The following is a 24,190-nucleotide window of genomic DNA, read 5'->3' as shown; positions in this document are numbered from 1 at the left end:
GGCAATTCCTCTAGCTGCATAATCTTGCTATAAAACATGAATAATCAATATTAGAGTGACAACATAGTTAACGCTCTATTTACTGCTTTTTTATACTCACCATGTCTATATCGACACGTTCCCATAAAATGAATCAGCGACGTCTTTTCAAGGCGAGTTGTGCTTTGCGGGAACATATATGTTTGATACTGAGGCCAAGGTAAAACATGTCCACCTTGGCACGTAGAAGCAATAAAGTTTGATGCAACTTGTTCACTGCCCCACTCACTCCATTTTTCCTCGCCAAGTATTGCCGCCATTTCCTGAGAGAACTGCCGTAATAGTGCTAGCTTGTTCACACCTTTAGGGATGCCCGTAAAGCCAGCACACCCTCGTAAATAACAAACTGATTTGTCATGTAAGCTAGGGATCCGTGACATTACATGCTCAGACTGGGATTGAACGTGCTGAGACAGGTTTTGAGAAGCAAGTCGAGATAATTCATCAAGAGGAACGGCTTGACTCCAGTTCGGATCACCAATTACAAATGAGACTTGTGATTCAACGGCTGATTTTACTTCAGGGATAGCTGCGTTAACGACAATATCCGAGTCTAATTGAATGACATAACGTGTCTCTGCCAAATTGAGCAAGGTAACCAACCTTTCCCAGCAGTTACCTGTTGGAAGGCCTTCCATAGAAACATCGTTGTAAGTATAAAAAGTGACTGAATGTATGTGCGAGCGAATCAATAAGCGGTCAGAATCATCTAAAGTTCCATCACTCAGTACATGTACACTGACTTCTGGATACCAAAATAAAAATGATTTTATTGCCACCAGATAATCATTAATCACTCGCTTCCCTATCATGGAAAGTACAGCTACATCGTTAGAGCCGATATGACTCGTTGGAGCTGTTGTAATGATCTTCTTCATTACTTGATCACAAGCTAACTTATTAAATCGCCTAGATACAGCTTGAATAATATGATTCACAACTCCTCCTCTATATTCGAAGCCATATGAACTTTATTTGACTCTTTTTTGTTTTGGCTAGTCACCAACTTTCCGGAATATAAATTACATTCCCTCGGTAAAAAGGCTTCTCCGTCATGATTACAGTAAAACCACGTAATAAAATCAATTAGTCTTTCTACTAGACGATCTACGTCAGATTTAGTCTGGGTATATGGTGTAGCGCCAGGAATTAGACTTGTGGAATGGAAAGAAATAATAAATTTCTCCTGCCCCTGTTTGTGCTGAGCATTAAAAACCCGCTGCATTTGTGCTAATGATACTTCTTCTGGAGATAACCTATCTAACCTCACCCCTAAGAGTTTTCGTGCTAGCCTATAATCTAGGCGGTCACTTCGGTTAAAAGATGTTTGAGGGTTTGCATTTAGCCAGTTTTCGAGAATAGAAAACCAACAAGTCATCGCAGTAGTATGCGGTAAATAGTACACACTATCCTTTAAATAATCTTTACAGGTAAGTGAACTAAAATTCGGTCCCTCTAAGGGTGTGAAGTCATAATATGGAGAACAACTTAAGTCTGTTTTATAACCGAGCCTTTTTAAGGCGCCATGCGTATTTACTCCAATACCATAGCGCCCAGCTAAATAAGTTACTGGCCTAACTCGACTCACACGTTCAATCATATCTGTCAGTGTTTTTAATTTCTGAAATTCAAGTTCTTTCGTTAAATTACAGGGAAATGATGCCGCTGTAGTAGAAAGCGAAAAATTATTTTGATACGGCGGGGTCAACCAAGGGTGAAGGTGGGCAGCAAATTCAATAGACTCCCCCTCTAAAGGTAAGAAATGATCAATGACTTTCTTGCCCTCAATACTCGTGACAAAAGCATAATCCATCGCCAATGTGATTTTGGCACCTATCGCAAGTAATTTTTCAATCGTATTGATTAATGTGTGCTGTGGCGAAACTGTATTATTCGCTCGGCTAAAGCAACCATGCCAATCAAACTCTTCTTCAACATGTATTACAATTGCAAGCTTCAGTGCCATCCATGTCACCTCTCATATACGAACAATATGAGCATGGCACACGAGGTGCATAACCGCAAAAAAATCCCATTCATGAACAAGCCTCATAAATGGGATTAACATCAATAGCTCACTGTCGCATCGCTATTTAACTTGAATATATTTGTTGCTCGTTAATAACTCTAAAACGATATTCACATTATCGCTAAGCTGCTTATCGACACGTCCGGGGAAAGCCTCTTCCAGTTTATCGATACGATCAAACTCGGTATGCCAAATTTTACCCCATTTTTTCTCTTCAGCACGATTACATGCCGTTTTATTATCAGCGTCGTAACAATCCCACATCGCAGGATTAGTGGTTTGAGAATAGCCATCATAGCCATCCGCCCCATTAATATTGAAGTTAGTTGCTTCAACATAAGCAATCGGAATACCCGCACACGCAAAGCCAGCATGATCCGACCATGAACCCGTTTCGCCTTCAGGGTAACCTGGGAATGTTGGGTGAATAACGTACTTATCCGCTTCGCCATTAACATCAACAGAAGCCTTCAGCATCGCTTCTCGCATTTTTGTATCAAAGCTATAGTCCGTTTCTGTTAACCCCAAAGACTCACATGTTCTTTTATACTCTGCATAATCAGAATGCGCAGCGTGGACATATACGATATCGCCACCACCAACAGTATCGTAATTTATCATGCCTATGACATTTTTAAGCTTGTCATTCGCTAATGCATCTTTGACATAATATAACGAACCGTTTAGACCGTTTTCTTCAGCTCCTGGATATAAAATACGGACATTAAATGGTAATTCTGTTTGTTGTAGCTTTTCAGCAATAGCAATAGCGGCAGCTAGACCAGCACCGTTATCTGTTGCACCTAACGAACCATGATCGACACCAGTGGAATCATAATGTGCAGCCAAAATAATAGTTTTATCTACTTTCCCCTTTTTCTCTACAATATAATTATTTGAAAAATATGTTTTCCCTTTCTTTTCATAAGCAAATGGTTGAACATTAACATCAAAACCAAAACCCGTTAATTTATCGTATATCCAATTCCCTGTTTGAATTTCTTTTTGTGTGCTTGCTTCACGATCGCCAATACCTTGCGTTTCATCTGCAATTTCAACAAGATAACTTACAGCCTTTGCGCCATAATCGACTTTATTATTATCATCAGATGAATCGCTATTACAGCCAGATAAAATAATAGCTGCTGCTAATGCAGAGCACTGAAATATTCCTTTTTTCATTATCGCATCTCATTTTATGGGTTGAATTTTAAGAGAAGAATAACGTTTAAATGATAAAAGTAACTGTGACATTCCACTTATTTATTAATAGCCGCACTATTTTGTTATTAATGTGAGAATTTGATCACTTCTAAAATAAAGGAATATATATTTCATATTCATGAATCGTATCCCTTCACTCTTCAACAGTTATTAATCAAAACACTAGTCACTATTAATAAGAAGAGACTCCCTTTCTACTTTTTTTAGTTTAGCGACAACAAGTTGATAAGAATGATGAGCAAGATCCGTTAATAGCGTTGAATCAACTTCTCCACAAAGTTTAATCGTTATCCAGTGTCTTTTATTCATGTAATAACCAGGAGAAATCGAATCAAATTGAGATACTAATACTTCACCATCCTCAGGTTTACATTTCACCGTAACACGCGCTATGTCTTCATTTTGAGAAACGAGTGCGTACATTTTACCTTTCACTTTATAAACTAAAGCATCAGGACCAAAGGGAGATGACACATCGGAACCAGTAAACGATGATAGCAATGTTTCTATTTGATGTTTATTCATGAGCTACTCCGTGTATATCCAATAAACATGCATAGCTAAGACTAACTCAGCTGGTGAACTTTCTTAAATTTACGTATCTTTGTCCTTACATTTTTCATCGGTGATGATGTATTAAATTGAATCATCCTCCCCAATGTCCATTTTTCATACCATGGCTGTTCATACAAGCAGCTATTATCTAAACTATCAATTAAGGTAACAATCGACGCTGTCGTTACTTGTAGCTCTTGCTGAAGCGCAAGAAAAGACCAATCACGATATTCATGCTGAAAGTGCTGGGCTAACAGCCCTAGCTGATTCCACTTATAACCATCAGCTGGAAATTCAACATCTCGCCCAGCTGCTTTTTCTTCATACCAAAACATCACAAGTCTCCCCCAGCCAAGCAAATAAGCTAAGGTATCGCAGACACTGATCCTTGTTCCTTTCACATTGCCTTCAATTTCACAAAGGCGAGTCAACTCGGCTGGAATAGTGACAACGTCACAGTGAAGTTTTCTAAACGCCTCATTGATTGCGCTAAGTAACTCTACTTTATTTTGCGGAACAGAAGACACGACAAGCTCCTTTTTATTTGCGAATCATTATCAATACCTTGATTTACTAAATTAACTATCTAACATACCTCCATTATCTGACGTCGTTAATGTATGCCACCAGCGGCTAAATCAACACATGTAAACACGAAGGCCATGAAATGAATCAAAATATACAGACAGCTTATCAAGGCGAGCTATACGGCATTGCTTTTTTTGAGTACTTTGCCAAGCACTACACAGAACAAAAGCAACAAACACTTTGGGATACATTGATAGCAGTCGAAGTACGTACGGCAAAACTGATCGAAGCTTATTTTGATAGCGTTCAACAGCATTACAATAACCATGACCCCAAAATGATTAGCAAAGGTGAAGCAGACGCACAAAAGTGGATAGCGCTGCCTTGGGATGAATTAGTGATCACACTTGAAGCTTGGGTTAAGCCCTATGAACGTCAATACCGGGATTGGTATAACCAAACAGAAATGCATTCTGCTATAGAGTTGCCGGTATTTGAGCTTATCGCCGCCCACGAAACCGCTATTTACACCTGCTGGCAAGAAGAGTGTCAGCAAAAATCAGGTATTGAGCCACTTCAATCCTTTTTAACCCAATACACCCTTCAAGAGTCCCCTCTACGATAAGGTGTTATCTTTAGCGTATGTATACTCTGTGATTAAGCTAAGGTAGAGAGCCGATGAGTGATATAAATTACCCTATTCTGTATTCCTTACAACGTTGCCCGTACGCAATACGAGCAAGACTTAGCTTACTATTAGCAAACCAAACCGTATTATTACGTAATGTTAAGCTGCAAAATAAACCCGCCGAAATGCTCGCTGTATCACCCAAAGGGACAGTCCCCGTACTTTACTTCCCGCAAGAAGATAAAGTCATCGACCAGAGCTTAGCCATTATGTATTGGGCTTTAACAACCAATGACCCTAATAATTTATTGAGGACAGGAGAGCCTAAAACATCTAATGAAATGCGCCAGCTAATCGAACAGCATGATAATGTCTTTATTCCTCAGTTAGAGCAATACAGGGCAACTGCACGTTATCATGACAAGAAAGAGGCTGATGCAAGGCAAATCTGTGAGGGCTTTGTTGCAGCATTGGAGGATAAATTAACGCATTCTGCTTTTTTAATGGGTAATACACCATCGCTTGCAGACTATGCACTGCTCCCTTTTATGCGCCAATTTTCAAAAGTGGATCGAAAATGGTTTCAACTGGCGCCTTACCCTAAATTTCGACAGTGGCTTACTAACCACTATAATAATCCGCTGTATGCAAAAGCGATGAGGCCCTATCCAGAATGGCTTGTTGAACGTGAGAATGTTATTTTAAGCTTTGAAAGTTAATCAGCCCTAAGTGAAGATTCATTTTGCTTAACGCACAATAAGAAAAGACACCAAATGAAAAAGATCACCCTTTACGTAAAAGACAATTGCCCGCACTGTAAAGACGCACAGCGTTACCTTGATGCGAAGAAAATTCCCTACCGATTAACGAACGCTGCGACGCCCCGCGCTCAGAAAGAACTCAGTGCAATGAAAGCTCGCTCTATTCCAGTATTAAAAGTCGGTGATCAGGTGGTGATCGGTTGGAATCAAAAGAATTTTGAAAAGGCGTTTAACGCGTAAACGTTTTTCTAACGATTATCCCAAGCTTTATACCTTCATCATGCTCAATAAAGTTTGGGATAAACCACCAGCTTAGCCTAACGTACTCGGCTTACATGTTCGCTATACGCTCATCAATGCATTCATAAGAGCCCATTTCAAACTCACGACAAATCCAAGGGCGATTTTCGTAAATCGTACACATCAAAGTGTCACGATCCAGTGCTGAGCACCAACCATCGTCTAAACGAGCCATTACCTCGCCACCCCAATTATCTGTTGCAATATGTTCTTCTGGTACACCTGTATCTGTCAATATCATTACTTCTAGACGGCAGCAACATGCTTGGCAGTTAGCACATGTCACTTCAGAAGCAGGGACATTTTTGACTTCAATATTCATAAACAGCTTCAAAATACGTATTTGCCCGCATCATATCTTATTATTTAACGGTGCAATAGCAATGTGATGCCCTCAGTCCTTTTACTGCGATAAATCTTGATGTAATGCGTAGGTTATAAATAGGTACTTGACCAATTTAACCAAGACCAATAACATGCACATGAAATGCAACTTTAGAAGTACAAACATCTCGGAGAAACGACATGGCACTATCATTCAAAAAATTATTTAAAAAAGATGAATCTGAAACAAATGCAGTTTTGACGCAACAAGCACAAACTGAGGATACACAAGCAGTAATCGAAGGTACTGAAGATCAAACAGCAGAGAAGAAAAAAGGAAAACACGGTGAACCAGGTTTTTGTTGTGGTTCATGCTCTTAATATTAATTTAATAGAACAAGCGAGCTCCTTCCATAAACTGGAGGGAGTAACTTCAAGCACCTTACCCTTTTCGTTTTTCTTTTTTTTCTTGATATGAAATCCATTTAGCAATCATTTTGATCAAATCTGCCTTATTAACTGGCTTTGTTAAGTAATCATCCATCCCTAAAGCAAGACTCTTTTTCTTCTCCTCAGCCATAGCATGCGCAGACAAGGCAATAACGGGGCACCAAGGATAGTTTATTTCTTGCAACGCACGAATATCCGCCGTCGCTTCATAACCATCTTTGTTGGGCATCGAAATATCAGTGATAACGAGATCTGGAAGGTTTTCCCGATACAGCGCAACAGCTTGCTCTCCATCTTCGGCAAAGAGGAGTTCAACGGCCGTATCCGCCAACATTTTTTCTATCAGTAAGCGATTTACATAGCTATCTTCTGCTATGAGTATTTTTTATGCTCAATTACATCGTTCACTCGGTGATCATCGGCTATGTAATGATCTTGATTAACCGCTGTCGGAGACTTGGCTGGCTGATTAACTAACGTCATGGTAAAGGAAAAACAAGAACCTTTTCCTGCTTCGGAACATACAGTGAGTTCTCCACCAAAGAGTTGGATTAAGCGTTTACAAATGGCTAAACCTAAGCCTGTCCCCTCATATTGTCGGGTTGCCGAATTATCCACCTGTTCAAATTTTTCCATAATAAACGGGAGTCTTTCTGCTGGTATTCCTATCCCAGTATCTTGTACACAAATATGGAAACGCGTTTTTCCAACAAGTGCTTCAGCATCAATGTTCACCGAGACTGAGCCTGAATCCGTAAATTTAACCGCATTTCCAATTAAATTTAAAAGAATTTGGTTAAGGCGGCCTTTATCTCCAACTACTGCTGTATTTATCTTTGAAGATATATTCATAACTAATGGTAAATTTTTCTCTTTCGCCTGATAAGTACACAGATCTATCGTAGACTCAACCACCTCTTTTAAATTAAAACATTCATTTGTTAATGATAATTTACCTGCCTCAATTTTACTGTAATCTAGAATGTCGTTAATAATAGTGACTAAATTTGCAGCCGACTTATGCACTAATTCCAACTGCTCTCGTTGTTCTGAATGCATAGACTTTTCAAGAAGTAACTCACTAAAGCCCATAATCGCATTCATTGGTGTTCGAATTTCATGGCTCATGTTAGCCAGAAACTCAGATTTGGCTTTAGTTGCTCTCGTCGCCTCTTCAAGGGCTGTCTCTAATTGTTCCTCAACCTGTCGGCGCTTAGTTATATCGCGTTCAACAGCAATAAACCGCACTATTTCACCGTCGCTATCTGTTACAGGGGAAATATCTAGCTCAACCCAATACGACTCACCACCTTTAGCATAATTAAGGATCTCAACGCGTACAGCTTCCTTCTGAGCTATCTTCCGTGACATTTCATGAACAATTTCAAGATCAGAACAATCACCTTGTAGTAAACAACCAGGAGACTGACCAACAACTTCAGACAAGGTATAACCAGTAAGATTTTCAAAAGCTGGATTTACCCAGGTTATCTTACCGTCCGTATCTGTGATTATGATGACATCCCTAGCATGCTCGGCAACCTGAGCAAGTTCAGTGACTTTTTCCGTTAGTGCAATTTGCTGTTGGTGTTTTTCTGCCAGTGTTTCTTGTGCTTTAGCTAAAGAATGAGACATCTCATTAAAGGCGGTACTAACACGCGTTACCTCATCGTGGCCCGTTACCATAATTTGCGCTCCGGGCCCCATTTTAGCCACCTTGTCTGCCCCCTTTCTTAACACATCAAGCCGACGCATCAAGTATGTCCCTAGTGCTAAAGAGAACAAAGCCACCAGCGACATTTCAGCAATGGCAATTAACAAGCTTGAGCGTGTGGCTTGGCTAAGCATGACATGAAGGTCGTTAACTGTTACCCCCATCTCAACATTGCCATAAAGCTGGCCATCGACTTGAATTGGGCTTATCACATCATAAACGTCATCAGTTACATCAGCTGGAGAGACGGTAGTATCAACATTGGTGTAATCACCGTGCCGTGCTAACTCGATACCATTACGGTCGGTAATTCGGATATAGGCAAGATTTTGCTCACTAACCAAGGATTCAGCAAAGCTATCTAAATAGGCTAAGTCCGTCGCTAATACCGCATCTCTTGTTGCTTTTGCAAAAACACTTGCCAATTGGTTTGTACCAACTTTCAACCGATTTTCATTCGATGATTTTAGCCATTGCAATCCAGTAACAATAAGTAGCGCAAGAGCAAGGGCTTCAATAACTGCGATGCCAATAATTGTCTTAGTTCTTAACTTCACAATATGCCCCCCTTCTTACTTTTATATCGCTTCTACCTAAAGGTTGATGCCTAACCCTACGATGTCATCCCAGTCGCTATCCTTCGCTGGTTCAAAACCTTTAATACTCAGCATATCAAACATCGCTTTCGCTTTAGGGTGCTGATTAAGCGAGTCTATACTGTTACGTAATTGATTAGCTGTGTCAGCGTCTAACGAATTCAGATAGGCAATGGCATGAGGCGTATAACTATTCGTTTTATAAATGACCTTGAGTTGCTCTCTTAAAGAATCTGGGATGCTGTTAAATGTTCGCATAACACCACCTCCCGCAGGATAAAGTCCTTTAGCAACCGCCATATATACAGAATCATGCGCACCAACATATTTAGGCATTATAGAAAGCCCTTTCTGTCGCAGTTCTGACTGCGTGAGAATGGATGCTGCAAACGCTCGAGGGGCAGGAAAAGCAAGTAATTGATCACTCAAAGATTCAATAGAACCACTCCAATCCTTTTGCGCCACCATTATCCCGGTAATTCGTTTATCTTTGGCATGGGCCAGCGCAGTATAACCAGGGGCATGGTTAACGAGGGTAAAATGATAAGGGTTCATGTAGGCCATATCATATTCACCTGCTGCTAAACGTTCTTCAAACGTTGGAATATCACGAGCTGTAGCAAAGCTAAACTTGATCCCAGTAACGTCACTCCAGGCTTCGAGCAACGGTCCCCACTGTTTTGCTAATTTAGACGCTGATTGCTGCGGTACTACACCAAAAACAATTTCTTTCTGCTCCGCATACGATTGAAAAGAAATTAAGACCAACAAGGCAATACATAGCTGCTTTACGATTACGCAATTCATTTTGGTTTGCATTTTAGTACTCCTTTATTCGCTTTTCCCAAGGCAGTTATAAACACACTCTGTATTGATGCGCCATAAGCGATACAGAGTGGCTCAATTCGCCTATTATTCATTGCAAAGAGCTTTAACCAAATAGCAACCAATTGCATAGCTTGCTAAAGTAACAGTCAATCTTTATGCCAAAACAATTCATTGAACGATACGCAAAAAAATCCCACTCTGTTAAGTAGGATTTAATAGTGAGAATAGTGCAACTCTACATTCAAATTATAGTGTTTGAAGGCTTACTTAATACGGTAGGATTTGTTTCATATGGATTAATAGTAAAGTCATTACAACTGGTATTTATATCAACTGGCTTTTTCTATATGCCAAGTGCCATGACATCGCGCGTTGGTAACCTTCCACTCGCCGTCAATCTTGTTATTCGTCACGATTCCATTAAAGCGATAACCCCACCTTGGACTATCAGAATACAGCTCTAGCTTTCCTTTCTCTGAAATCCAACCTTTCAGTATCGTATTATTGTACATCAACTTTAAAGTCACCTGACCATTGTCAATGTTACCGATTATCCGTGTTTGCAAACATATTTTATCACCACTGACATCAACCCTTTTCCCTTCCCAGTTGCCATCAAATTGGTTTGAAACAGTAAATGAAGGGGTATCAGGCAATGCCACCGTTATGGGTACTCGCTCAGTATTAGCAAACTGTCGAACAATAAGTAATACAGCCGCTACAATAGCCAAAATAACAAATGGTTTTTTCATGCCTACTTCCCTATTTTTTGTTTTCCCTATTTAATCTTATTGCAACTAACGAAGCAGCTTAACTCCTTTATTTTGGAAGTTAGCTCAAAGTTTCAAATAGCAATTTTAATTGGTTTTTGACACGCTATAGTGGCTGCGTAATCTAACTATGAATAATCAAGTGGAGATAAAGAAATCAATGGAATTGTCACAATTTTTAGCGCAACTAAAACACGACCCGAGCCATATCGAGTTTGAACAAACAATGGCTATCATCGACCAACATTACACCTTCACACCAACCGCATTTAGCAATGGGGATGTAAGCAATCAGGCGGGTGAAAATAATGGTTCGTGTAAGATTTTGTCCTTTGGGCAACGTAATGCATTAACAGAGAAACAGACCCTTGCCTGCTTTGGTCGTTTTTATCGCGATGATGTGTTGAAACACCCTCATAATACAGACCACTTGAATATTAGAAACTTCATCCAATATGGTTGGAACGGCGTAACATTTGATTCAAAAGCACTCGAAAGTAAATAACTAAACAACTCACCGCATCATTATAACTCGGGATGCCTTTCCCGAGTAAAACCTAGAACTGGATGATAAGCCTAATCGCTAACGAAAAAGCAATATACCTATCTACAAACCAAATGATTCTCTACAAACAGCATGATTACAGGCGTTGCCATCGAAGCATCGACCGCACTTCCCATTATTTATAGATAATCACCTCCCTTTAATAACAATAAGATACAGGTGCAAATTTAACTTCCGCTGTATCTAACCGCTTATTTTTCCGTACTAAAAAACATCGAGTTGCTTCCAAATAACTCATATTGTTACTTTGCATTTTAACAAGCTTGTGAATGTCATATAAATTATTGAATCTAATTTAAAAAACACCTCTTCTTTTGGCCTAAACAAGCTAATGATTGAACTTGTAAGGCTTTTAATTTACGTCTTCGATGTGAGCTCTTTTTTAGCAGGGAAAAACAACAATCTTCATCAGTAATTACATTCACTATTTGATAGGGATATTATGATGCAAAAATCGTTAATCGCTTGCGCCATCATTGGTAGCTTAAGCGCTATTGGGCAAGCTAATGCCATGGACTGCTCCCAGATTGAGATCTGGAATAGTAGCACCGCCTACAGCACGAATGATCAAGTACAAAGCAGTAGTATTGTGTACAAAGCCAACTGGTGGACGAAAGGAAATGAGCCTTCGGCACACTCAGGACAATGGCAAGAGTGGACAGCATTAGGCCAGTGCGACGGCACGCCCAATAATCAGCCACCAAGCATTACTGTTACTTCGCCACTCAGCAATGCCCAATTTACTACAGGTGATGCAGTTATACTCAGTGCTGCAGCAAGTGATCCTGATGGGACTGTTGCGAGCGTTGAATTCCTATTAAATGGCACCGCTTTAGCACTAATTACCACAGCACCTTATACGACTAATTGGACTGCCCTTGCGGGTAGCCATGCCATTAAAGCAAAAGTGACCGATGACCAAGGCGCGACCAGTAGCAAAACAGTTAATGTTTCAGTATCTAACCCAACCAATAACTTACCACCAGAAATTAGTCTAACGAACCCAACCAGCACATCTCAAATCCGAGCAAATGACAACCTAACTCTTGCCGCATCTGCCACTGATAAAGATGGATCAATTTCACAAGTCGATTTCTATATCGATGACAGTTTAGTCGGCAGTGATACCGCAGCGCCTTATGAACACACTTGGATAGCCCAACAAGGTACACATAGCTTTAAATCAAAAGCGATCGATAACGAAAACACCGCAACATTTAGCGAAACAATCACAGTGGCGGTATCTGGTGGTTCTGAGAGTGGTGGATGCCAAGGCATTCCAACCTACACTGCAGGACACAGCTACCAAGTTGGTGACACAGTACAAAACTTAAACCATAAGTATCACTGTGATGTGGCTGGCTGGTGCTCATCCAACGCAGCGTGGGCTTATGAACCCGGTAATGGCCAACATTGGACAGATGCTTGGAGTGATTTAGGCATCTGCGCCATAGTGCCTGAAGTGGCGATTACATCCCCTACAAATAACAGCATTATCCTTGCAGGCAGTAGTATCACAGTAGCCGCTTCTGCATCCGATGCTGACGGCAGTGTCACCCAAGTTCAGTTCTTTGCTGGCAATAACAACCTAGGTACAGACACAACTGCGCCTTATGCGGCAGATTGGCTTGCAACAGGATTAGGTGATGTTAGCTTAAAAGCGATTGCGACGGATAACGAAGGCAATAATGCAGAATCATCGGTGCTAGTCAGTGTAAGCGATCAAGCATTAGCCACCAGTTTGACCTCACCAGTAAGCGGGTCAACCGTTACTTTAGGAAAGGCGTTTAATCTCTCAGCGACAGCCTCTGCCATTAATGGCGCAATCCAAAAAGTGGACTTCTTAGTTAACGGTAGCATTGTTGCATCTGACACCACGGCACCTTACCAAGCCAATTGGACAGCAGGCTCCGCAGGTAGTTACACCGTCACAGCGATAGCAACAGATACACTCGGCGCCACGGCCATATCCCCAGCTGCTTCTGTAAAAGTTGTCGAGCAATCAGCAGTAAAACATAACCTCATCGGTTACTGGCACAACTTTGTAAACGGTGCTGGCTGCCCTATTCGCTTACGTGAAATTTCACCTGCTTGGGATATTATTGATATTGCCTTTGCAGACAACGATCGTAATAGCGATGGTACAGTGCACTTCAACTTATACGCTGGCGACATGCACAGCAGCTGCCCTGCATTAAGCCCTGAACTCTTTAAGCAAGACGTTCACGAGCTACAAGCGCAAGGTAAAGTGATAGTACTGTCTTTAGGCGGCGCGGAAGGTACCATCACCTTAAATACTGATACCGATGAAGCTAATTTTGTAAGTAGCTTAACCAGCATTATTCAAGAATGGGGATTTGATGGGTTAGATGTTGACCTAGAAAGTGGTTCTAACTTACTTCATGGCACGCAAATCCAAGCACGTTTACCGCGAGCACTTAAACAAATCGAAACCAACATGGGCAGTGACATGTACTTAACCATGGCACCAGAACACCCATACGTTCAAGGTGGCATGATAGCTTACAGCGGTATTTGGGGGGCTTATATTCCATTGATTAACGAGCTACGCGATACCCTCGACCTACTCCATGTTCAGCTATACAACAACGGTGGCTTGCCTAATCCGTACATGAATGGCGCTTCTGCACCTGAAGGTTCTGTGGATATGATGGTTGCATCAGCACGTATGCTGGTAGAGGGCTTTAAACTGGCTGATGGGACGCAATTCGCACCACTGCGTGATGACCAAGTCGCTTACGGTTTACCCTCGGGTCCTAGCTCTGCGAACTCAGGCCAAGCGCCAACACAAAACATCTTAGATGCACTTGATTGTGCGACCAAAGGTACCAAGTGTGGCACGGTGGTTCCAACCAAGCTTTACCCTAACTTCGGTGGCGTGATGACATGGTCTATCAATTGGGATGAGCACGACGGCTACAACTTCTCTGGCCCTGTCGGTGATAAATTAAAAGCGATGAATGCACAGTAGTATTCATCAAGCTTAAAGTCACAGGATTTAAAAACGCAATAAACGCTCAGTCTTTACTGAGCGTTTTCTTTTATAACTTTACGCTTAACAAGGTAATTCCGTATACTGCGCCGCTAAATACCTATCAACACGGTTAAACCAAATGATTATTTTAAGTACCAACATGGGCGACATCGAGATTGAGTTAAACATGGAGCGTGCGCCCGTTACCTCTAAGAACTTCTTGAAGTACTGCCAAGATGGTTTTTACGAAGGCACGATTTTTCACCGTGTGATTAAAGGTTTTATGGTCCAAGGTGGTGGTCACACTGCGGATATGGATGAAAAACCAACACGAGATCCTATTGCTAACGAAGCAAATCGCGGTCTGAAGAACGTAATTGGTTCAATCGCAATGGCACGTACTGATGCCCCACACTCAGCAACAGCACAGTTTTTCATCAACCTAGATGATAACGATTTCTTGGATCACACTGCAACAACCAATATGGGCTGGGGTTACTGTGTGTTTGGTAAAGTAACGGCGGGTATGGATGTCGTGAAGAAAATGGCGGTTGTGCGCACAACCTGTAAGCGCGGCCACGATGATGTACCAAGCGAGCCAATTGTTATTGAGAAAGTAACAATCAAAGAGTAATACCTCTCTGAATAAGTAAAAGAGTGCCTAGCAACCAAGGCTATATGGCACTCTTTATCACTTAACGTCAATATTAAGCATTCACTACAAAATCAAAACTGGCCTCCGAGTGTTCACCGTTTTGAACAATATCGATTTGTAGTTGCTCTCGTTCTTCTCCGCCCCACCATTCATTGCCTGTCTGCCCTTTCAGATACAGCTGAGTTGTTAATAGTTCACGATCTTTTTGCCATAGCTTAACGTGAATATGTGGTGGTCGATTGTTGTAAGGCACTGGTACCAAGGTTTGAAAGGCATATTGCCCTTTACTATCGGTTTCAACACCACCAAAGCCGGCAAAATGAGAGTCAAATGCCGTGTGGTTAGCCTGCTGAGGATGATCGTAAATACCTGCGCCATCGCATTGCCAAATTTCAACTTGAATACCGAGTAACGGCTTTCCTTGGCGGTTGCGAACTTGCCCTTGCAAAATCAAAGGCTTACCTATCAGCCCTTGCACATTAGCGATTAAATTTGAACGGCTCGGTATAGGTATTACGGGATAGAATGGCCCTTCCGCTTGAGGGGGCGTTAACAAGCTAGCGGTGGTTGGTTTTGCTTTCGCACGCCACGCGAACAACAGTGACCACAATGCAAGGAAGTGACGCCTGCGCATAATACCTCTCCCGATAGTAAGTAGCCTTCGACATTACTTACATTGTGGCAGTGCTTATTCAAATAAACTAATTGGCGATGCTGTTGAGACAAAGCTACTCAAAAATAGGCGCATCAAAATCATGCCCTTCATCGGTGTAAGCCGTCACAATTGCATCAGCGACTAGACCAGTTTCTGCTTTAACTTGGGTTTCAAAAAAGTGCTGAATTTGTTTACGTCGACCATGTGCAGACCAACAATCCGCATCTTCCCAAATTTCATTAAACACGATTGGGTAATCATTTCGGATTGCACTTGGATGATCGATTTGGCGCGTCAGCATATATTGGATACAGCCTTCTTCGCGGTACGCGTCTGGCTCTAATGCTTTTAACACCTCAAACAACTCGGCTTCTTTCCCGTCTTTTGGCTTAAACTGCGCGAGTACATAAACACGACTAGTCATAGTAAATTCCTTTTTAATTAGATATGTAGGTTACTTTTAAGTTAACTGCTTTTCCCTGTTGCTTGTTCAAACACCTGCTGGCCAGTTAGCTTTTTTGTTTCGTTACTGAACGCGTAGTAATCAGGCTTTTCATCAATGAATATTTCGCTTTCTAGGTCAAAATCTTGATCTTGGAATAAGCCAGCTGAGAGAATATATTCATTCTTCGGTAATAAGTGGTAGAACAAATGCGTACCACATTTACCGCAAAATCCTCGCTCTGCCCACTCAGAAGATTGATAGATTAATGGGGTATCACCAAGAAAGGTAACATTCGGTCCACAATGAACAGCAAAGAATGGACCTCCGGTCCATCTCCGACACATATCGCAATGACATAAGCCGACATCATGTTGATCGTCAGCAACGGCTTCTATTGCTCCACAAAGGCATTTCCCTTTCATCATCCATTCCTTTCATTAATCTTGTTCTACACAGCGTAGACCAAATTTATCCGATTCTTGGTGATAACTAATGTGCCAACTGTTGCTCTCGCTGAATCTTCACCCAAAAGGCTTCTTGGCACTTATTATTGAACACTTTCTTCATAGGCCTGATCGCATAAACGTCAGACTCAACTACTTGATAGCTAATCCAGCACTCTTCACACACATTATCAGCGGTATGTTCTGGAGTGCCGTTTAGGCTGTCTTTTTCCGAGCAATACTGAAGAACGACACCATTATTGAAAACATAAGACGTCTGTTCTTCATTCACTTCAACACCATCATCAATATATTGGTGTGAATGTGTCTCTTGAGTGGCGATCACAACATCAGAACTATGCCCTTTTATCGCGGCGATATAAGTAAACAAATTATCCATTTGTCGCTACTCCGATCGCGCTTTCACTGTTTTCTTAACTTTTTTTAGTGCCATTGTTCGCTTTAATGGCGAGAGATAATCAATGAACAAATTACCTTTTAAATGATCAATTTCATGCTGCATAACCACAGCGAGAAATTCACTATTTTCAATCGTCATTTGATCGCCATTACGATCTAGCGCAGAGACCACCACAGACGTATAACGTTCTACATCTGCGTAATAACCTGGGACTGACAAACACCCTTCTTGCCCCATTGCCTTATTGCTACCGCTCACTACCTCTGGGTTAATTAACACTAAAGGATCATCGCGATTTTCTGAGATATCGATAACAACAATGGCATTGGTGCTACCAACTTGCGTTGCAGCTAATCCGATACCATCACTTGTCGAATACATGGTTGCGAGCAAATCATCGATGAAAGGTTGAACTGCAGCAATATCCGTTACCGGCTTTGCTGGAATTTTGAGTCTTGGGTCTGGAATTGTCAGAATATCTAAAATAGCCATAGCACGTCTTCTGTTAAGTATCTTCAATATCAATATTGGTAAGAAAGTGTTCAAACGATTTAATCTGCCAAATTAATAGCAACCTTGCTCGATTAATCGCATTCATCGTAATGATATTACAGGCTTTCTCGCGTTATACAGATACAAAAGCAATTTGTGATCGAGTAAGGCATAGATCGTACGCCTAATTGATAACAATTATCAACTTTAAGTATAGATATTGCTGGTGCAAGCTGTACGAATCATCTATTAAGCTGAATGAATACTGGCGCTATTTGAAATACTCATGCTTACACCCTATTGATAACTAGCAATTTACCCATGAAAATGTAAACTATTATCATTATCAGAAAGAGATTTATCTATGAATACAATTGTTGTTTGGGGAGCGGCAAGTGGTTTAGGCGCAGCCATGGTCGACTACTTTCATCACCAAGGTGAAAACGTTATTGCCGTTGCACGTAATCCATCAAAAAACCCTCGTCTACAAGCACTAGGGATCCCATCTATTAGCTGTGATGCAACAGATGCTCAGCAAGTTGAAAAAGCGGTAGCTGCGATACCAGCCGATGCTTGGGTTGTATCGACTATGGGCAGTTTCCATGCCGATGTACCGGTTGATTACATTGGTCACCGATACTTAATCAATGCTCTGGAGCAACACCAGATCCAGCGTTTCTTACTCGTCACGTCGCTAGGTTGTGGTGACTCATGGCAATACTTGTCAGACGCCGCCAAAAAAGGCTTTGGTGCTGCGGTTCGTGAAAAATCATTAGCAGAAGCTTGGCTTCAGTCGAGCACGCTGGATTACACTATTTTGCGCCCCGGAGGCTTAAAAGATGGAGACGTCACCAATGATGGTGAGCTTTCTCAACACACTGAAGTTCACGGTTTGATCCACCGTAGCGAAGTCGCAAAGCTCGCTTTACAGCTGTTCGCAGACAAAACAAGCATCGGTGAGATCTATCAATGTATCGACCCAACATTAACTTGGTAACGCGATAGACACAGAGATCCAGTAAAACCCAGCCTTTCGCTGGGTTTTACTTCTTAAGACGCCATCACTTTTATACCAAACAGAGTAAACAGGCCACCCGTCGCGTAATCAATATAATGGGAAATGCGTTGATAAACACTTTTGGCAGATTGCCGCGAAAATGCAACGCCGAGAAACACATGCCACACCAATGTAATTGAGGACATAGTGAGCATGATGGCGAATACCATCCACCCTGTCATGTGCGCTGGCATCGAAATACTAAACACACTGACCACAAAGAAACCGGTTTTAGGGTTCAAAATGCTTGTAATGAAGGCCGTCAAAAAGATCTTTTTTGAGGAAGGAAAACTCACTGTCGGTGCATTCGCACCTGTCATTAGCGCATTACTTTTTCGTGTTTGATAGATCTGACGAATCCCCAGATACAATAAATAGCAACCACCGACCAGCTTCATGAAACCAAATAGTTGCGGGTAATGCGTAAACAAAATCACCAAGCCTGAGCCACCGAAAAAGGCCCATAGCAAAATAGCCGTACTCACACCAAAAGCGGAGTACAAGGCTAGTTTTCGGTCATAATGCAAAGCTGTATTCACCGTTAATAGTACATTTGCCCCCGGTGTCGCAACCGCAAACATCCAAATTAATGCGACATTTAATAATGCCAATGTAAACGTCATACAGCTCCCTTAGCTACGGCGCAGCTTTAACACTATTTATAGCGGTTTAAAGAAACGATCACTGCGCGGTATATAGTAGTTATCATAATTAAACGACAAAACAACACGCTTTGTTCTTCCCACAATTTCATCCCTCGGGACAAAACCTATCGCTCTAGAGTCTGAGCTATTATCTCGGTTATCCCCAAGTGCCATATAGTAACCATCGGGGACACGAACAGGCGAAAAACTGGATCGTAACGAGCCCTTCTTATTCACGTTAAGCATCGATCCTCCTTGATCACCAATATTAACGCAGCAGTGAAGTGACAACGTAATAGGTATATCGATACCTATTTTAATCACCAATAATAAAACTTAAAGAAAACGAGAAATGATAAGGCTGTTAGCAGCCCAAACCATCCTCCAAGAACAAAACACCATTTTTGTTCATGACTGTTTTCATCCGTATCAGCAAAAACTAATGCCCCAAATGACACAACTGGAAGACATAGATATAAGCCACCCATTTTTGAACCGCTGTACTGCAAACCTGATGGTGAAGCGACATAAAACAATAATAAATACATAGCCATAACAACGACGGCAGAGATGACATGAAAATTAAGACCTTCAATACCATAAAAGTAAAAATATAAAACTAAAATCGCTATCGTGGGTACAAGTAACATCATTTTAGCCCTTGTAACGCGCCCTTGTAACAAGCTTGTTTATGGTACGAATGACAAGTTCGGGTTGTTCCAGTTGAATGTAATGACCACTTTTCGATGTAGATACAAAATAACTCTCTGACGACAATTTACTTTGTGCTATTTGCATCTTGTTCCAAGCTTTCGCCATCTGCTTATTCTGATCTTCTGATAAAGAAGGCTGATTACGGTGCGTCGCTGTCAGTACCGCTACTGGAATATTATCTAAGTGCTTCAGATCAAGGCTACGCGCATAAGTCAGGCTGTCTTCAATCGCGCTTAACTCTGCAATCATTGTATCGACTTGGCTACCTGTGGCTAATATTGCACGGTACTGCGCCATAGCTTCAAGTGGCAAACCTTGTTCGGGGATTTCTTCTGGTGATAATGCCAAAAGCCCTATCGACTGCAAGATAGATACAACGCGAAGCTCTTCCACTAAAGCCAATTGGGCCTCTGAATTAATACGCTGCATTTCAGGTGACACATCTTCATGTAATGCATCCACCAGCACGACACCAACCACTTTATCAAGGTGATGATCCGCAAATAAACGAACATTAAGGCCGCCAAATGAATGTCCCACCAAGACTAACTCGTCTTCAATATTGGCATTAGCAAGCAAGGTTTCTAATTCTTGAACCATAGTTTGACTTGTTCGCGCTTGCTCTGCATTTGGTTCACTCCAGCCAAATCCAGATCGGTCATAACTGCACACACGCGTTGTTTGGCTGAGCTTAGGCTGTACAGCAGACCAAGTAACTGAAAAATCCCCCGCTCCAGCCTCCATCAACACAGTTGGCGAGCCTTCCCCCATACAGTTAATGTGCATCTTATAGCCCCCTACATCAACGAGACGCCCTGGCGCAGGGTTGCTCTCGATCAGTTCCGATTTTGCTGATGCACCGACCACCAATAAATAAGCAACAGCAGCCACAATAATCGCTACAGTTACCATTACGACTCTTATCAACCACCACCTAAATCCACGAGGGCTACGTAAATATTCAGACTTTGCATTCATAGTTAATTCCTTTTAAGAATAAAATGTCTCACCAATCAAACCAAGCGCCTTTATAGCGCTTTAAACGGGTGTCCGCGTACGTTTTTGAGCTACATTTACTGACGAAAACATTATAATTCTTTAGGATCTAACCATTTAAATATCACGAAATAATTTCGACGCAGATCGAGTTTATACCACTGTAAAATAGAGAAAAAGACCACTCAATGCAGCGCTCCAACAAACACATTCACAACGTATTTCCGCACCGCTACACTCAAGAGTAAGCACCCGTTACTTTTTATCGTAACGTCTAGATAAATCAGTAACGGAGGGAGTTTCACTTAACTTGATACCGCCCCCCATAAGTTATCTAAAACCGACAATGGTAAATTAAGCCTTGCTGATAATTCAGAATAGCTGTGCGCCAGCTTTATTTGATGTTCATTACGATAGTCACACCCCCACACTGTAGGATCGGACAAATCCAATTTTTTCGGCTGAGCTAACACTAAATCGGTGGTGGGTTCTGGTCTTAAATCATTCAGCTCCAGCTGAATAAGTAATGGTTGAATCACCTTACTGGCTAACGCTGTGTAACCGAGCGTATGAAGCAGGAAAACCGCATGGGCATGGGTAATGCCGTGTATTTTCTCCCCTGCGAAAAAATACCCTTTTGCATCGTGATAAACTTGATCAACACTGCGCTCTATAGCTACGGCACATAATGCTTCAATCTCTTTATCACCTATTTTTCCGTTTCCTATTTGATGGTTGCGCTTAAAATTTAGGGTGTTTTCAAACATCGGATAATGTCGATAATCATCAAGCCCAAAGTACCGTTTCCAATTATCATCAGTGCAATTAATGATTAATTTAGCGATATTCGCCACAAGGTTTTCACTGACCTTTAAGTTGTTATCTGATAATGCCTTTAACACCAAAGCGCCATAAATCACACCATGTCCAGAGCGACTCAGTTGCTTTGTATTTTGTTCGATCGCATCAATAATAGGGGTATAGTTAGTCGTCAGTTTACTTACCGCTAACGGCTTTAAAAGATGGGCATATTCTTCTGATTGTAGATGTAATCTTAACTGTAGACTCTCATAAGACGCGTCTGAAAGCATATCACTTTTCAATAAAGCCGCCCCTGCAAGTAAAGATGCACCAACATGCCCTTCGAACCATCCCTTACTGTCCTGCTCAACAACATTCGCTAATGCTAAAATTCCGTTTCTAACAAAAATATCCATACATCCCTCTGTGGTAATTGATGCCGACTGAATAGGCAAATATGATTCAACCACTTATAGCTTGGTGTGAGCCTTTATTATTGGTAACACCCATATATTCTATTTGTAATTAGTTACTTGAAACTACTCAATGTCGAGGTCAACTCAAGTAACTGCTCCGCGTTCACTATATAATCAAACACCTCTGCACCTGAAAAGTAAGAGGTAGCAATATCGAGGCAATTCAAATTTTTAGTTCCATGCGGAACATCATTGCAGCCATAGGTAAATTAAAATCACCGCAGCCGTTACTCATCAGCGTCACGACACATCAAATAGTGATGTCATTAATAATATATGACAGTTTTAAAATTCTGCACGACAGCTCTCTACTAAGGATATAGCGGAAATATGAAAAATTGACGATACTTTGCAAGCAATGCATGAGTTATCGTCTGAGACGTGTTTGGCTTATGCAAAAAAATGACATGCTTTAGAGGCTTCTATCATAGGGGGGGACGGCATTGGCCCTTCACATATTCGCCATACTCGCAGAATGGAAAAAGAGCCTAGCCTAGGTTAAGTTCTGTCTTGTTCGCGCTTTGTTATTGCTTACTATAAGGCAAGATCCAATCCACTTGATGCAGTGTAAACTGGGTATAATCAACAGCACCGTCTTTAGTTTTCGCAAACTTGCAAAGAATACCTGCTGGTTTATATTCAAACTCATACAAACTATAAGGCTCTGCAGGTAAAGGTGCTTGTCCTGCCGCCTGCATCATTAACATACCGTCTTGCAAAAAAACCTTAATCTCGACATCAACGCTCGGTGTAGTAAAAGTACCCTCGTACTTTTTCAGTTGTGCAATAGCTAATGAAATCGGCTTACGGTCGAAGTCAGGTAACTCAAAAGGACGATCAAAATAAATGCTTAATACCGCCACTAATATGTCATTAAAATTATGGTTCAGAGCATCCACAGTGACAGAAAGCGCGACATCATCAGCATCGAAATAACTAACATCCGATAAGAAACTTTCAATTTTTCCACGGTGGCCATAGCTTGATTTTGTATAGAAAGGCAACTTAAATAATCCCTTACTTGTTGTATTTTTAATTCCTTTCATCATTGCCAACGACTGGTGTGAAATCAATTCACCGTGAAACAAGGCACGAATAAAACGCGTTAAATCATAAGGGGTCGAGAGTACAGCCCCCGCACTATTCGCAACACTCATTGACCATTGCGGCATCAAATTCCAGTGGCCCTGGTAAAAGTAGAACGATTTTAACGCTTTTCCACAATCCGCTTCCTCAGCGCAATACTTGGTCTCTTTCAAATCGAGCGGCGAGATAATATTATTTTGCACTAAGTCAGTATAAGACTTGCCCGTCACGTCTTCTAAAATATAACCTAACAACGCATAGTTAGAATTACTGTATTCATAGCTCGCATCAGGTTCAAACACAGGTTTATACGACGCTATTCTTGCCAGCAACTCCTTTTTATCTTGGTACTTAGCAAAGTAAGCATTGAATTCAGGCGCATTAGTGTAGTTAAAAATACCGCTTCGGTGCGAAAGTAGTTGGCCTATTGTTATCTTCTCTGCGTTTTTTATGTTGGGATAAAAATCAGACAGTGGCGTTGATAAGGTGAGCTTGCCCTGCTCTATTTGTTGGAATACTAAAACCGAGGTGAAGGTTTTAGTAATAGAGCCCACTTTATATTGTTGATTGCCTTTAAATGCCGTTATTGCACCCTTCGGCAACACTGTTTGTTTACTGTAGGTAACCTGACCTTTTTCTGTAAAAACGACACTTAACGTCGCCTTGTTATTGTCAGCGAGCGAATGTAAATACTGATCCATTTTTGCTTTATCAAAGGCTCTTTCGGCAACCGCGAAACTTGATGTAAACAGTACAGCAACAATCAAGCTAATGATAAAAGCACATCGTTTTATCCCACCTCTAACGACACAAACCCACATCCTATGGCTCCTTCAATTACGTTAGTCAGTATTGCGATCATGAATAATATTTAGTGCATGTTTATTTGCGTGAAACTAAGTAGGTAAACTGTGGAGATAAGCGGCGTAATGTTCAGAGACCACGCTGCTGTATTCTTCACGCGCTCAAATACACTCTCTTTGATCAATGCTAACGTTA

Annotated in this window: 29 protein-coding genes; 8 read left to right on the top strand and 21 right to left on the bottom strand. The window is 41.3% G+C overall.

Annotated features, from left to right (window positions below):
- Positions 1-50: 50 nt before the first annotated feature.
- The 5 genes from OCU87_RS08700 to OCU87_RS08680 form a co-directional block, all read right to left on the bottom strand.
- Complete coding sequence (locus tag OCU87_RS08700) at positions 51-977, bottom strand: hypothetical protein (RefSeq protein WP_261858315.1); 927 nt, start codon at positions 975-977, stop codon at positions 51-53.
- Positions 974-2,005, bottom strand: coding sequence for a polysaccharide deacetylase family protein (locus OCU87_RS08695; protein ID WP_261858314.1), 1,032 nt, complete (start codon positions 2,003-2,005; stop codon positions 974-976). Before OCU87_RS08695 ends, OCU87_RS08700 begins: the two co-directional genes overlap by 4 nt.
- Before the next feature lie 123 nt (positions 2,006-2,128).
- The gene (locus tag OCU87_RS08690) at positions 2,129-3,250 is read right to left on the bottom strand and encodes a M28 family metallopeptidase (protein WP_261858313.1); all 1,122 of its coding nucleotides are present in this window, start codon (positions 3,248-3,250) and stop codon (positions 2,129-2,131) included.
- Positions 3,251-3,454: 204 nt separating this feature from the next.
- Complete coding sequence (locus OCU87_RS08685; protein ID WP_261858312.1) at positions 3,455-3,817, bottom strand: MmcQ/YjbR family DNA-binding protein; 363 nt, start codon at positions 3,815-3,817, stop codon at positions 3,455-3,457.
- Between the two features lie 41 nt (positions 3,818-3,858).
- Complete coding sequence (locus OCU87_RS08680; RefSeq protein WP_094956415.1) at positions 3,859-4,374, bottom strand: ClbS/DfsB family four-helix bundle protein; 516 nt, start codon at positions 4,372-4,374, stop codon at positions 3,859-3,861.
- 140 nt (positions 4,375-4,514) lie between these two features.
- On the opposite strand from OCU87_RS08680, the gene OCU87_RS08675 reads away from it, so the two are divergent.
- From OCU87_RS08675 to OCU87_RS08665, 3 genes are read left to right on the top strand one after another with little or no spacing between them, the layout of a single operon-like run.
- The gene (locus tag OCU87_RS08675; RefSeq protein WP_261858311.1) at positions 4,515-5,000 is read left to right on the top strand and encodes a hypothetical protein; all 486 of its coding nucleotides are present in this window, start codon (positions 4,515-4,517) and stop codon (positions 4,998-5,000) included.
- Positions 5,001-5,053: 53 nt separating this feature from the next.
- On the top strand, positions 5,054-5,722 hold the full coding sequence (locus OCU87_RS08670) for a glutathione S-transferase (protein ID WP_315972482.1): 669 nt from the start codon (positions 5,054-5,056) through the stop codon (positions 5,720-5,722).
- Between the two features lie 54 nt (positions 5,723-5,776).
- Positions 5,777-6,004 (top strand): glutaredoxin family protein, encoded by a 228-nt coding sequence (locus tag OCU87_RS08665; protein WP_062689080.1) that lies wholly within the window; start codon positions 5,777-5,779, stop codon positions 6,002-6,004.
- 91 nt (positions 6,005-6,095) lie between these two features.
- Here the strand turns inward: OCU87_RS08665 and OCU87_RS08660 are convergent, their stop codons facing one another.
- The gene (locus tag OCU87_RS08660; protein WP_062689082.1) at positions 6,096-6,386 is read right to left on the bottom strand and encodes a YkgJ family cysteine cluster protein; all 291 of its coding nucleotides are present in this window, start codon (positions 6,384-6,386) and stop codon (positions 6,096-6,098) included.
- Between the two features lie 203 nt (positions 6,387-6,589).
- On the opposite strand from OCU87_RS08660, the gene OCU87_RS08655 reads away from it, so the two are divergent.
- Positions 6,590-6,769, top strand: a complete 180-nt coding sequence (locus OCU87_RS08655; RefSeq protein WP_062689084.1) for a CCGSCS motif protein — start codon at positions 6,590-6,592, stop codon at positions 6,767-6,769.
- A gap of 61 nt (positions 6,770-6,830) precedes the next feature.
- Here OCU87_RS08655 and OCU87_RS08650 read toward each other — a convergent pair whose 3' ends face one another.
- From OCU87_RS08650 to OCU87_RS08635, 4 genes are all read right to left on the bottom strand, one after another.
- Positions 6,831-7,172, bottom strand: coding sequence for a response regulator (locus tag OCU87_RS08650; RefSeq protein ID WP_261858310.1), 342 nt, complete (start codon positions 7,170-7,172; stop codon positions 6,831-6,833).
- A 38-nt stretch (positions 7,173-7,210) separates the two neighbouring features.
- Positions 7,211-9,109 (bottom strand): ATP-binding protein, encoded by a 1,899-nt coding sequence (locus tag OCU87_RS08645; protein ID WP_261858309.1) that lies wholly within the window; start codon positions 9,107-9,109, stop codon positions 7,211-7,213.
- Positions 9,110-9,145: 36 nt separating this feature from the next.
- Positions 9,146-9,967, bottom strand: a complete 822-nt coding sequence (locus OCU87_RS08640; RefSeq protein WP_261858308.1) for a phosphate/phosphite/phosphonate ABC transporter substrate-binding protein — start codon at positions 9,965-9,967, stop codon at positions 9,146-9,148.
- Between the two features lie 338 nt (positions 9,968-10,305).
- Positions 10,306-10,728, bottom strand: coding sequence for a hypothetical protein (locus OCU87_RS08635; protein ID WP_062689088.1), 423 nt, complete (start codon positions 10,726-10,728; stop codon positions 10,306-10,308).
- A 178-nt stretch (positions 10,729-10,906) separates the two neighbouring features.
- Between OCU87_RS08635 and OCU87_RS08630 the strand changes: the two genes are divergently transcribed.
- From OCU87_RS08630 to OCU87_RS08620, 3 genes are all read left to right on the top strand, one after another.
- A complete protein-coding gene (locus OCU87_RS08630) occupies positions 10,907-11,251 on the top strand; it encodes a HopJ type III effector protein (protein WP_261858307.1) in 345 nt (114 codons plus the stop codon).
- 505 nt (positions 11,252-11,756) lie between these two features.
- Positions 11,757-14,303, top strand: a complete 2,547-nt coding sequence (locus OCU87_RS08625) for an Ig-like domain-containing protein (RefSeq protein ID WP_261858363.1) — start codon at positions 11,757-11,759, stop codon at positions 14,301-14,303.
- Positions 14,304-14,445: 142 nt separating this feature from the next.
- The gene (locus tag OCU87_RS08620) at positions 14,446-14,940 is read left to right on the top strand and encodes a peptidylprolyl isomerase (RefSeq protein ID WP_062689092.1); all 495 of its coding nucleotides are present in this window, start codon (positions 14,446-14,448) and stop codon (positions 14,938-14,940) included.
- Between the two features lie 73 nt (positions 14,941-15,013).
- Here the strand turns inward: OCU87_RS08620 and OCU87_RS08615 are convergent, their stop codons facing one another.
- From OCU87_RS08615 to def, 5 genes are all read right to left on the bottom strand, one after another.
- Positions 15,014-15,595 carry a dioxygenase family protein gene (locus OCU87_RS08615; RefSeq protein WP_261858306.1) on the bottom strand — a complete coding sequence of 194 codons (582 nt, stop codon included), beginning with the start codon at positions 15,593-15,595 and terminating at the stop codon, positions 15,014-15,016.
- Positions 15,596-15,689: 94 nt separating this feature from the next.
- Positions 15,690-16,040: a putative quinol monooxygenase gene (locus OCU87_RS08610; protein WP_094956406.1), complete on the bottom strand. Its 351-nt coding sequence runs from the start codon at positions 16,038-16,040 to the stop codon at positions 15,690-15,692.
- Positions 16,041-16,081: 41 nt separating this feature from the next.
- Complete coding sequence (locus OCU87_RS08605) at positions 16,082-16,483, bottom strand: GFA family protein (protein WP_261858362.1); 402 nt, start codon at positions 16,481-16,483, stop codon at positions 16,082-16,084.
- Between the two features lie 67 nt (positions 16,484-16,550).
- Positions 16,551-16,904: a hypothetical protein gene (locus OCU87_RS08600; RefSeq protein ID WP_261858305.1), complete on the bottom strand. Its 354-nt coding sequence runs from the start codon at positions 16,902-16,904 to the stop codon at positions 16,551-16,553.
- Positions 16,905-16,910: 6 nt separating this feature from the next.
- A complete protein-coding gene (gene def, locus OCU87_RS08595) occupies positions 16,911-17,417 on the bottom strand; it encodes a peptide deformylase (protein ID WP_094956403.1) in 507 nt (168 codons plus the stop codon).
- A gap of 364 nt (positions 17,418-17,781) precedes the next feature.
- Between def and OCU87_RS08590 the strand changes: the two genes are divergently transcribed.
- The gene (locus OCU87_RS08590; protein WP_062689103.1) at positions 17,782-18,414 is read left to right on the top strand and encodes an SDR family NAD(P)-dependent oxidoreductase; all 633 of its coding nucleotides are present in this window, start codon (positions 17,782-17,784) and stop codon (positions 18,412-18,414) included.
- Between the two features lie 53 nt (positions 18,415-18,467).
- Here the strand turns inward: OCU87_RS08590 and OCU87_RS08585 are convergent, their stop codons facing one another.
- The 6 genes from OCU87_RS08585 to OCU87_RS08560 form a co-directional block, all read right to left on the bottom strand.
- Positions 18,468-19,097 (bottom strand): LysE family translocator, encoded by a 630-nt coding sequence (locus OCU87_RS08585; protein WP_062689105.1) that lies wholly within the window; start codon positions 19,095-19,097, stop codon positions 18,468-18,470.
- 36 nt (positions 19,098-19,133) lie between these two features.
- Positions 19,134-19,364, bottom strand: coding sequence for a signal peptidase I (gene lepB, locus OCU87_RS08580; protein ID WP_261858304.1), 231 nt, complete (start codon positions 19,362-19,364; stop codon positions 19,134-19,136).
- A 74-nt stretch (positions 19,365-19,438) separates the two neighbouring features.
- The gene (locus tag OCU87_RS08575; RefSeq protein ID WP_094956401.1) at positions 19,439-19,771 is read right to left on the bottom strand and encodes a hypothetical protein; all 333 of its coding nucleotides are present in this window, start codon (positions 19,769-19,771) and stop codon (positions 19,439-19,441) included.
- A 1-nt stretch (position 19,772) separates the two neighbouring features.
- Positions 19,773-20,810: an alpha/beta fold hydrolase gene (locus tag OCU87_RS08570; RefSeq protein WP_261858303.1), complete on the bottom strand. Its 1,038-nt coding sequence runs from the start codon at positions 20,808-20,810 to the stop codon at positions 19,773-19,775.
- 323 nt (positions 20,811-21,133) lie between these two features.
- Positions 21,134-22,045 (bottom strand): hypothetical protein, encoded by a 912-nt coding sequence (locus tag OCU87_RS08565; protein ID WP_261858302.1) that lies wholly within the window; start codon positions 22,043-22,045, stop codon positions 21,134-21,136.
- Between the two features lie 584 nt (positions 22,046-22,629).
- The gene (locus tag OCU87_RS08560; RefSeq protein ID WP_261858301.1) at positions 22,630-24,012 is read right to left on the bottom strand and encodes a serine hydrolase domain-containing protein; all 1,383 of its coding nucleotides are present in this window, start codon (positions 24,010-24,012) and stop codon (positions 22,630-22,632) included.
- Positions 24,013-24,190: the final 178 nt, after the last annotated feature.

This window comes from Photobacterium sanguinicancri, assembly GCF_024346675.1.
In the GTDB taxonomy this organism is placed as follows: Bacteria; Pseudomonadota; Gammaproteobacteria; order Enterobacterales; family Vibrionaceae; genus Photobacterium; species Photobacterium sanguinicancri.
This window is presented reverse-complemented; position numbering and strand designations above follow the sequence as displayed.

Excerpts from the sequence above, each read along its gene's own strand:
- OCU87_RS08590 (WP_062689103.1), top strand. The coding sequence starts at position 17,782 with ATGAATACAATTGTTGTTTGGGGAGCGGCAAGTGGTTTAGGCGCAGCC.
- OCU87_RS08670 (WP_315972482.1), top strand. The coding sequence starts at position 5,054 with ATGAGTGATATAAATTACCCTATTCTGTATTCCTTACAACGTTGCCCG.
- OCU87_RS08635 (WP_062689088.1), bottom strand. The coding sequence starts at position 10,728 with ATGAAAAAACCATTTGTTATTTTGGCTATTGTAGCGGCTGTATTACTT.
- OCU87_RS08615 (WP_261858306.1), bottom strand. The coding sequence starts at position 15,595 with ATGCGCAGGCGTCACTTCCTTGCATTGTGGTCACTGTTGTTCGCGTGG.
- OCU87_RS08600 (WP_261858305.1), bottom strand. The coding sequence starts at position 16,904 with ATGGATAATTTGTTTACTTATATCGCCGCGATAAAAGGGCATAGTTCT.
- OCU87_RS08695 (WP_261858314.1), bottom strand. The coding sequence starts at position 2,005 with ATGGCACTGAAGCTTGCAATTGTAATACATGTTGAAGAAGAGTTTGAT.
- OCU87_RS08610 (WP_094956406.1), bottom strand. The coding sequence starts at position 16,040 with ATGACTAGTCGTGTTTATGTACTCGCGCAGTTTAAGCCAAAAGACGGG.
- OCU87_RS08625 (WP_261858363.1), top strand. The coding sequence starts at position 11,757 with ATGCAAAAATCGTTAATCGCTTGCGCCATCATTGGTAGCTTAAGCGCT.
- lepB (WP_261858304.1), bottom strand. The coding sequence starts at position 19,364 with ATGCTTAACGTGAATAAGAAGGGCTCGTTACGATCCAGTTTTTCGCCT.
- OCU87_RS08640 (WP_261858308.1), bottom strand. The coding sequence starts at position 9,967 with ATGCAAACCAAAATGAATTGCGTAATCGTAAAGCAGCTATGTATTGCC.
- OCU87_RS08675 (WP_261858311.1), top strand. The coding sequence starts at position 4,515 with ATGAATCAAAATATACAGACAGCTTATCAAGGCGAGCTATACGGCATT.
- OCU87_RS08605 (WP_261858362.1), bottom strand. The coding sequence starts at position 16,483 with ATGAAAGGGAAATGCCTTTGTGGAGCAATAGAAGCCGTTGCTGACGAT.
- OCU87_RS08655 (WP_062689084.1), top strand. The coding sequence starts at position 6,590 with ATGGCACTATCATTCAAAAAATTATTTAAAAAAGATGAATCTGAAACA.
- OCU87_RS08570 (WP_261858303.1), bottom strand. The coding sequence starts at position 20,810 with ATGAATGCAAAGTCTGAATATTTACGTAGCCCTCGTGGATTTAGGTGG.
- OCU87_RS08620 (WP_062689092.1), top strand. The coding sequence starts at position 14,446 with ATGATTATTTTAAGTACCAACATGGGCGACATCGAGATTGAGTTAAAC.
- OCU87_RS08565 (WP_261858302.1), bottom strand. The coding sequence starts at position 22,045 with ATGGATATTTTTGTTAGAAACGGAATTTTAGCATTAGCGAATGTTGTT.
- OCU87_RS08665 (WP_062689080.1), top strand. The coding sequence starts at position 5,777 with ATGAAAAAGATCACCCTTTACGTAAAAGACAATTGCCCGCACTGTAAA.
- OCU87_RS08690 (WP_261858313.1), bottom strand. The coding sequence starts at position 3,250 with ATGAAAAAAGGAATATTTCAGTGCTCTGCATTAGCAGCAGCTATTATT.
- def (WP_094956403.1), bottom strand. The coding sequence starts at position 17,417 with ATGGCTATTTTAGATATTCTGACAATTCCAGACCCAAGACTCAAAATT.
- OCU87_RS08630 (WP_261858307.1), top strand. The coding sequence starts at position 10,907 with ATGGAATTGTCACAATTTTTAGCGCAACTAAAACACGACCCGAGCCAT.
- OCU87_RS08585 (WP_062689105.1), bottom strand. The coding sequence starts at position 19,097 with ATGACGTTTACATTGGCATTATTAAATGTCGCATTAATTTGGATGTTT.
- OCU87_RS08650 (WP_261858310.1), bottom strand. The coding sequence starts at position 7,172 with ATGTTGGCGGATACGGCCGTTGAACTCCTCTTTGCCGAAGATGGAGAG.
- OCU87_RS08575 (WP_094956401.1), bottom strand. The coding sequence starts at position 19,771 with ATGATGTTACTTGTACCCACGATAGCGATTTTAGTTTTATATTTTTAC.
- OCU87_RS08660 (WP_062689082.1), bottom strand. The coding sequence starts at position 6,386 with ATGAATATTGAAGTCAAAAATGTCCCTGCTTCTGAAGTGACATGTGCT.
- OCU87_RS08685 (WP_261858312.1), bottom strand. The coding sequence starts at position 3,817 with ATGAATAAACATCAAATAGAAACATTGCTATCATCGTTTACTGGTTCC.
- OCU87_RS08560 (WP_261858301.1), bottom strand. The coding sequence starts at position 24,012 with ATGTGGGTTTGTGTCGTTAGAGGTGGGATAAAACGATGTGCTTTTATC.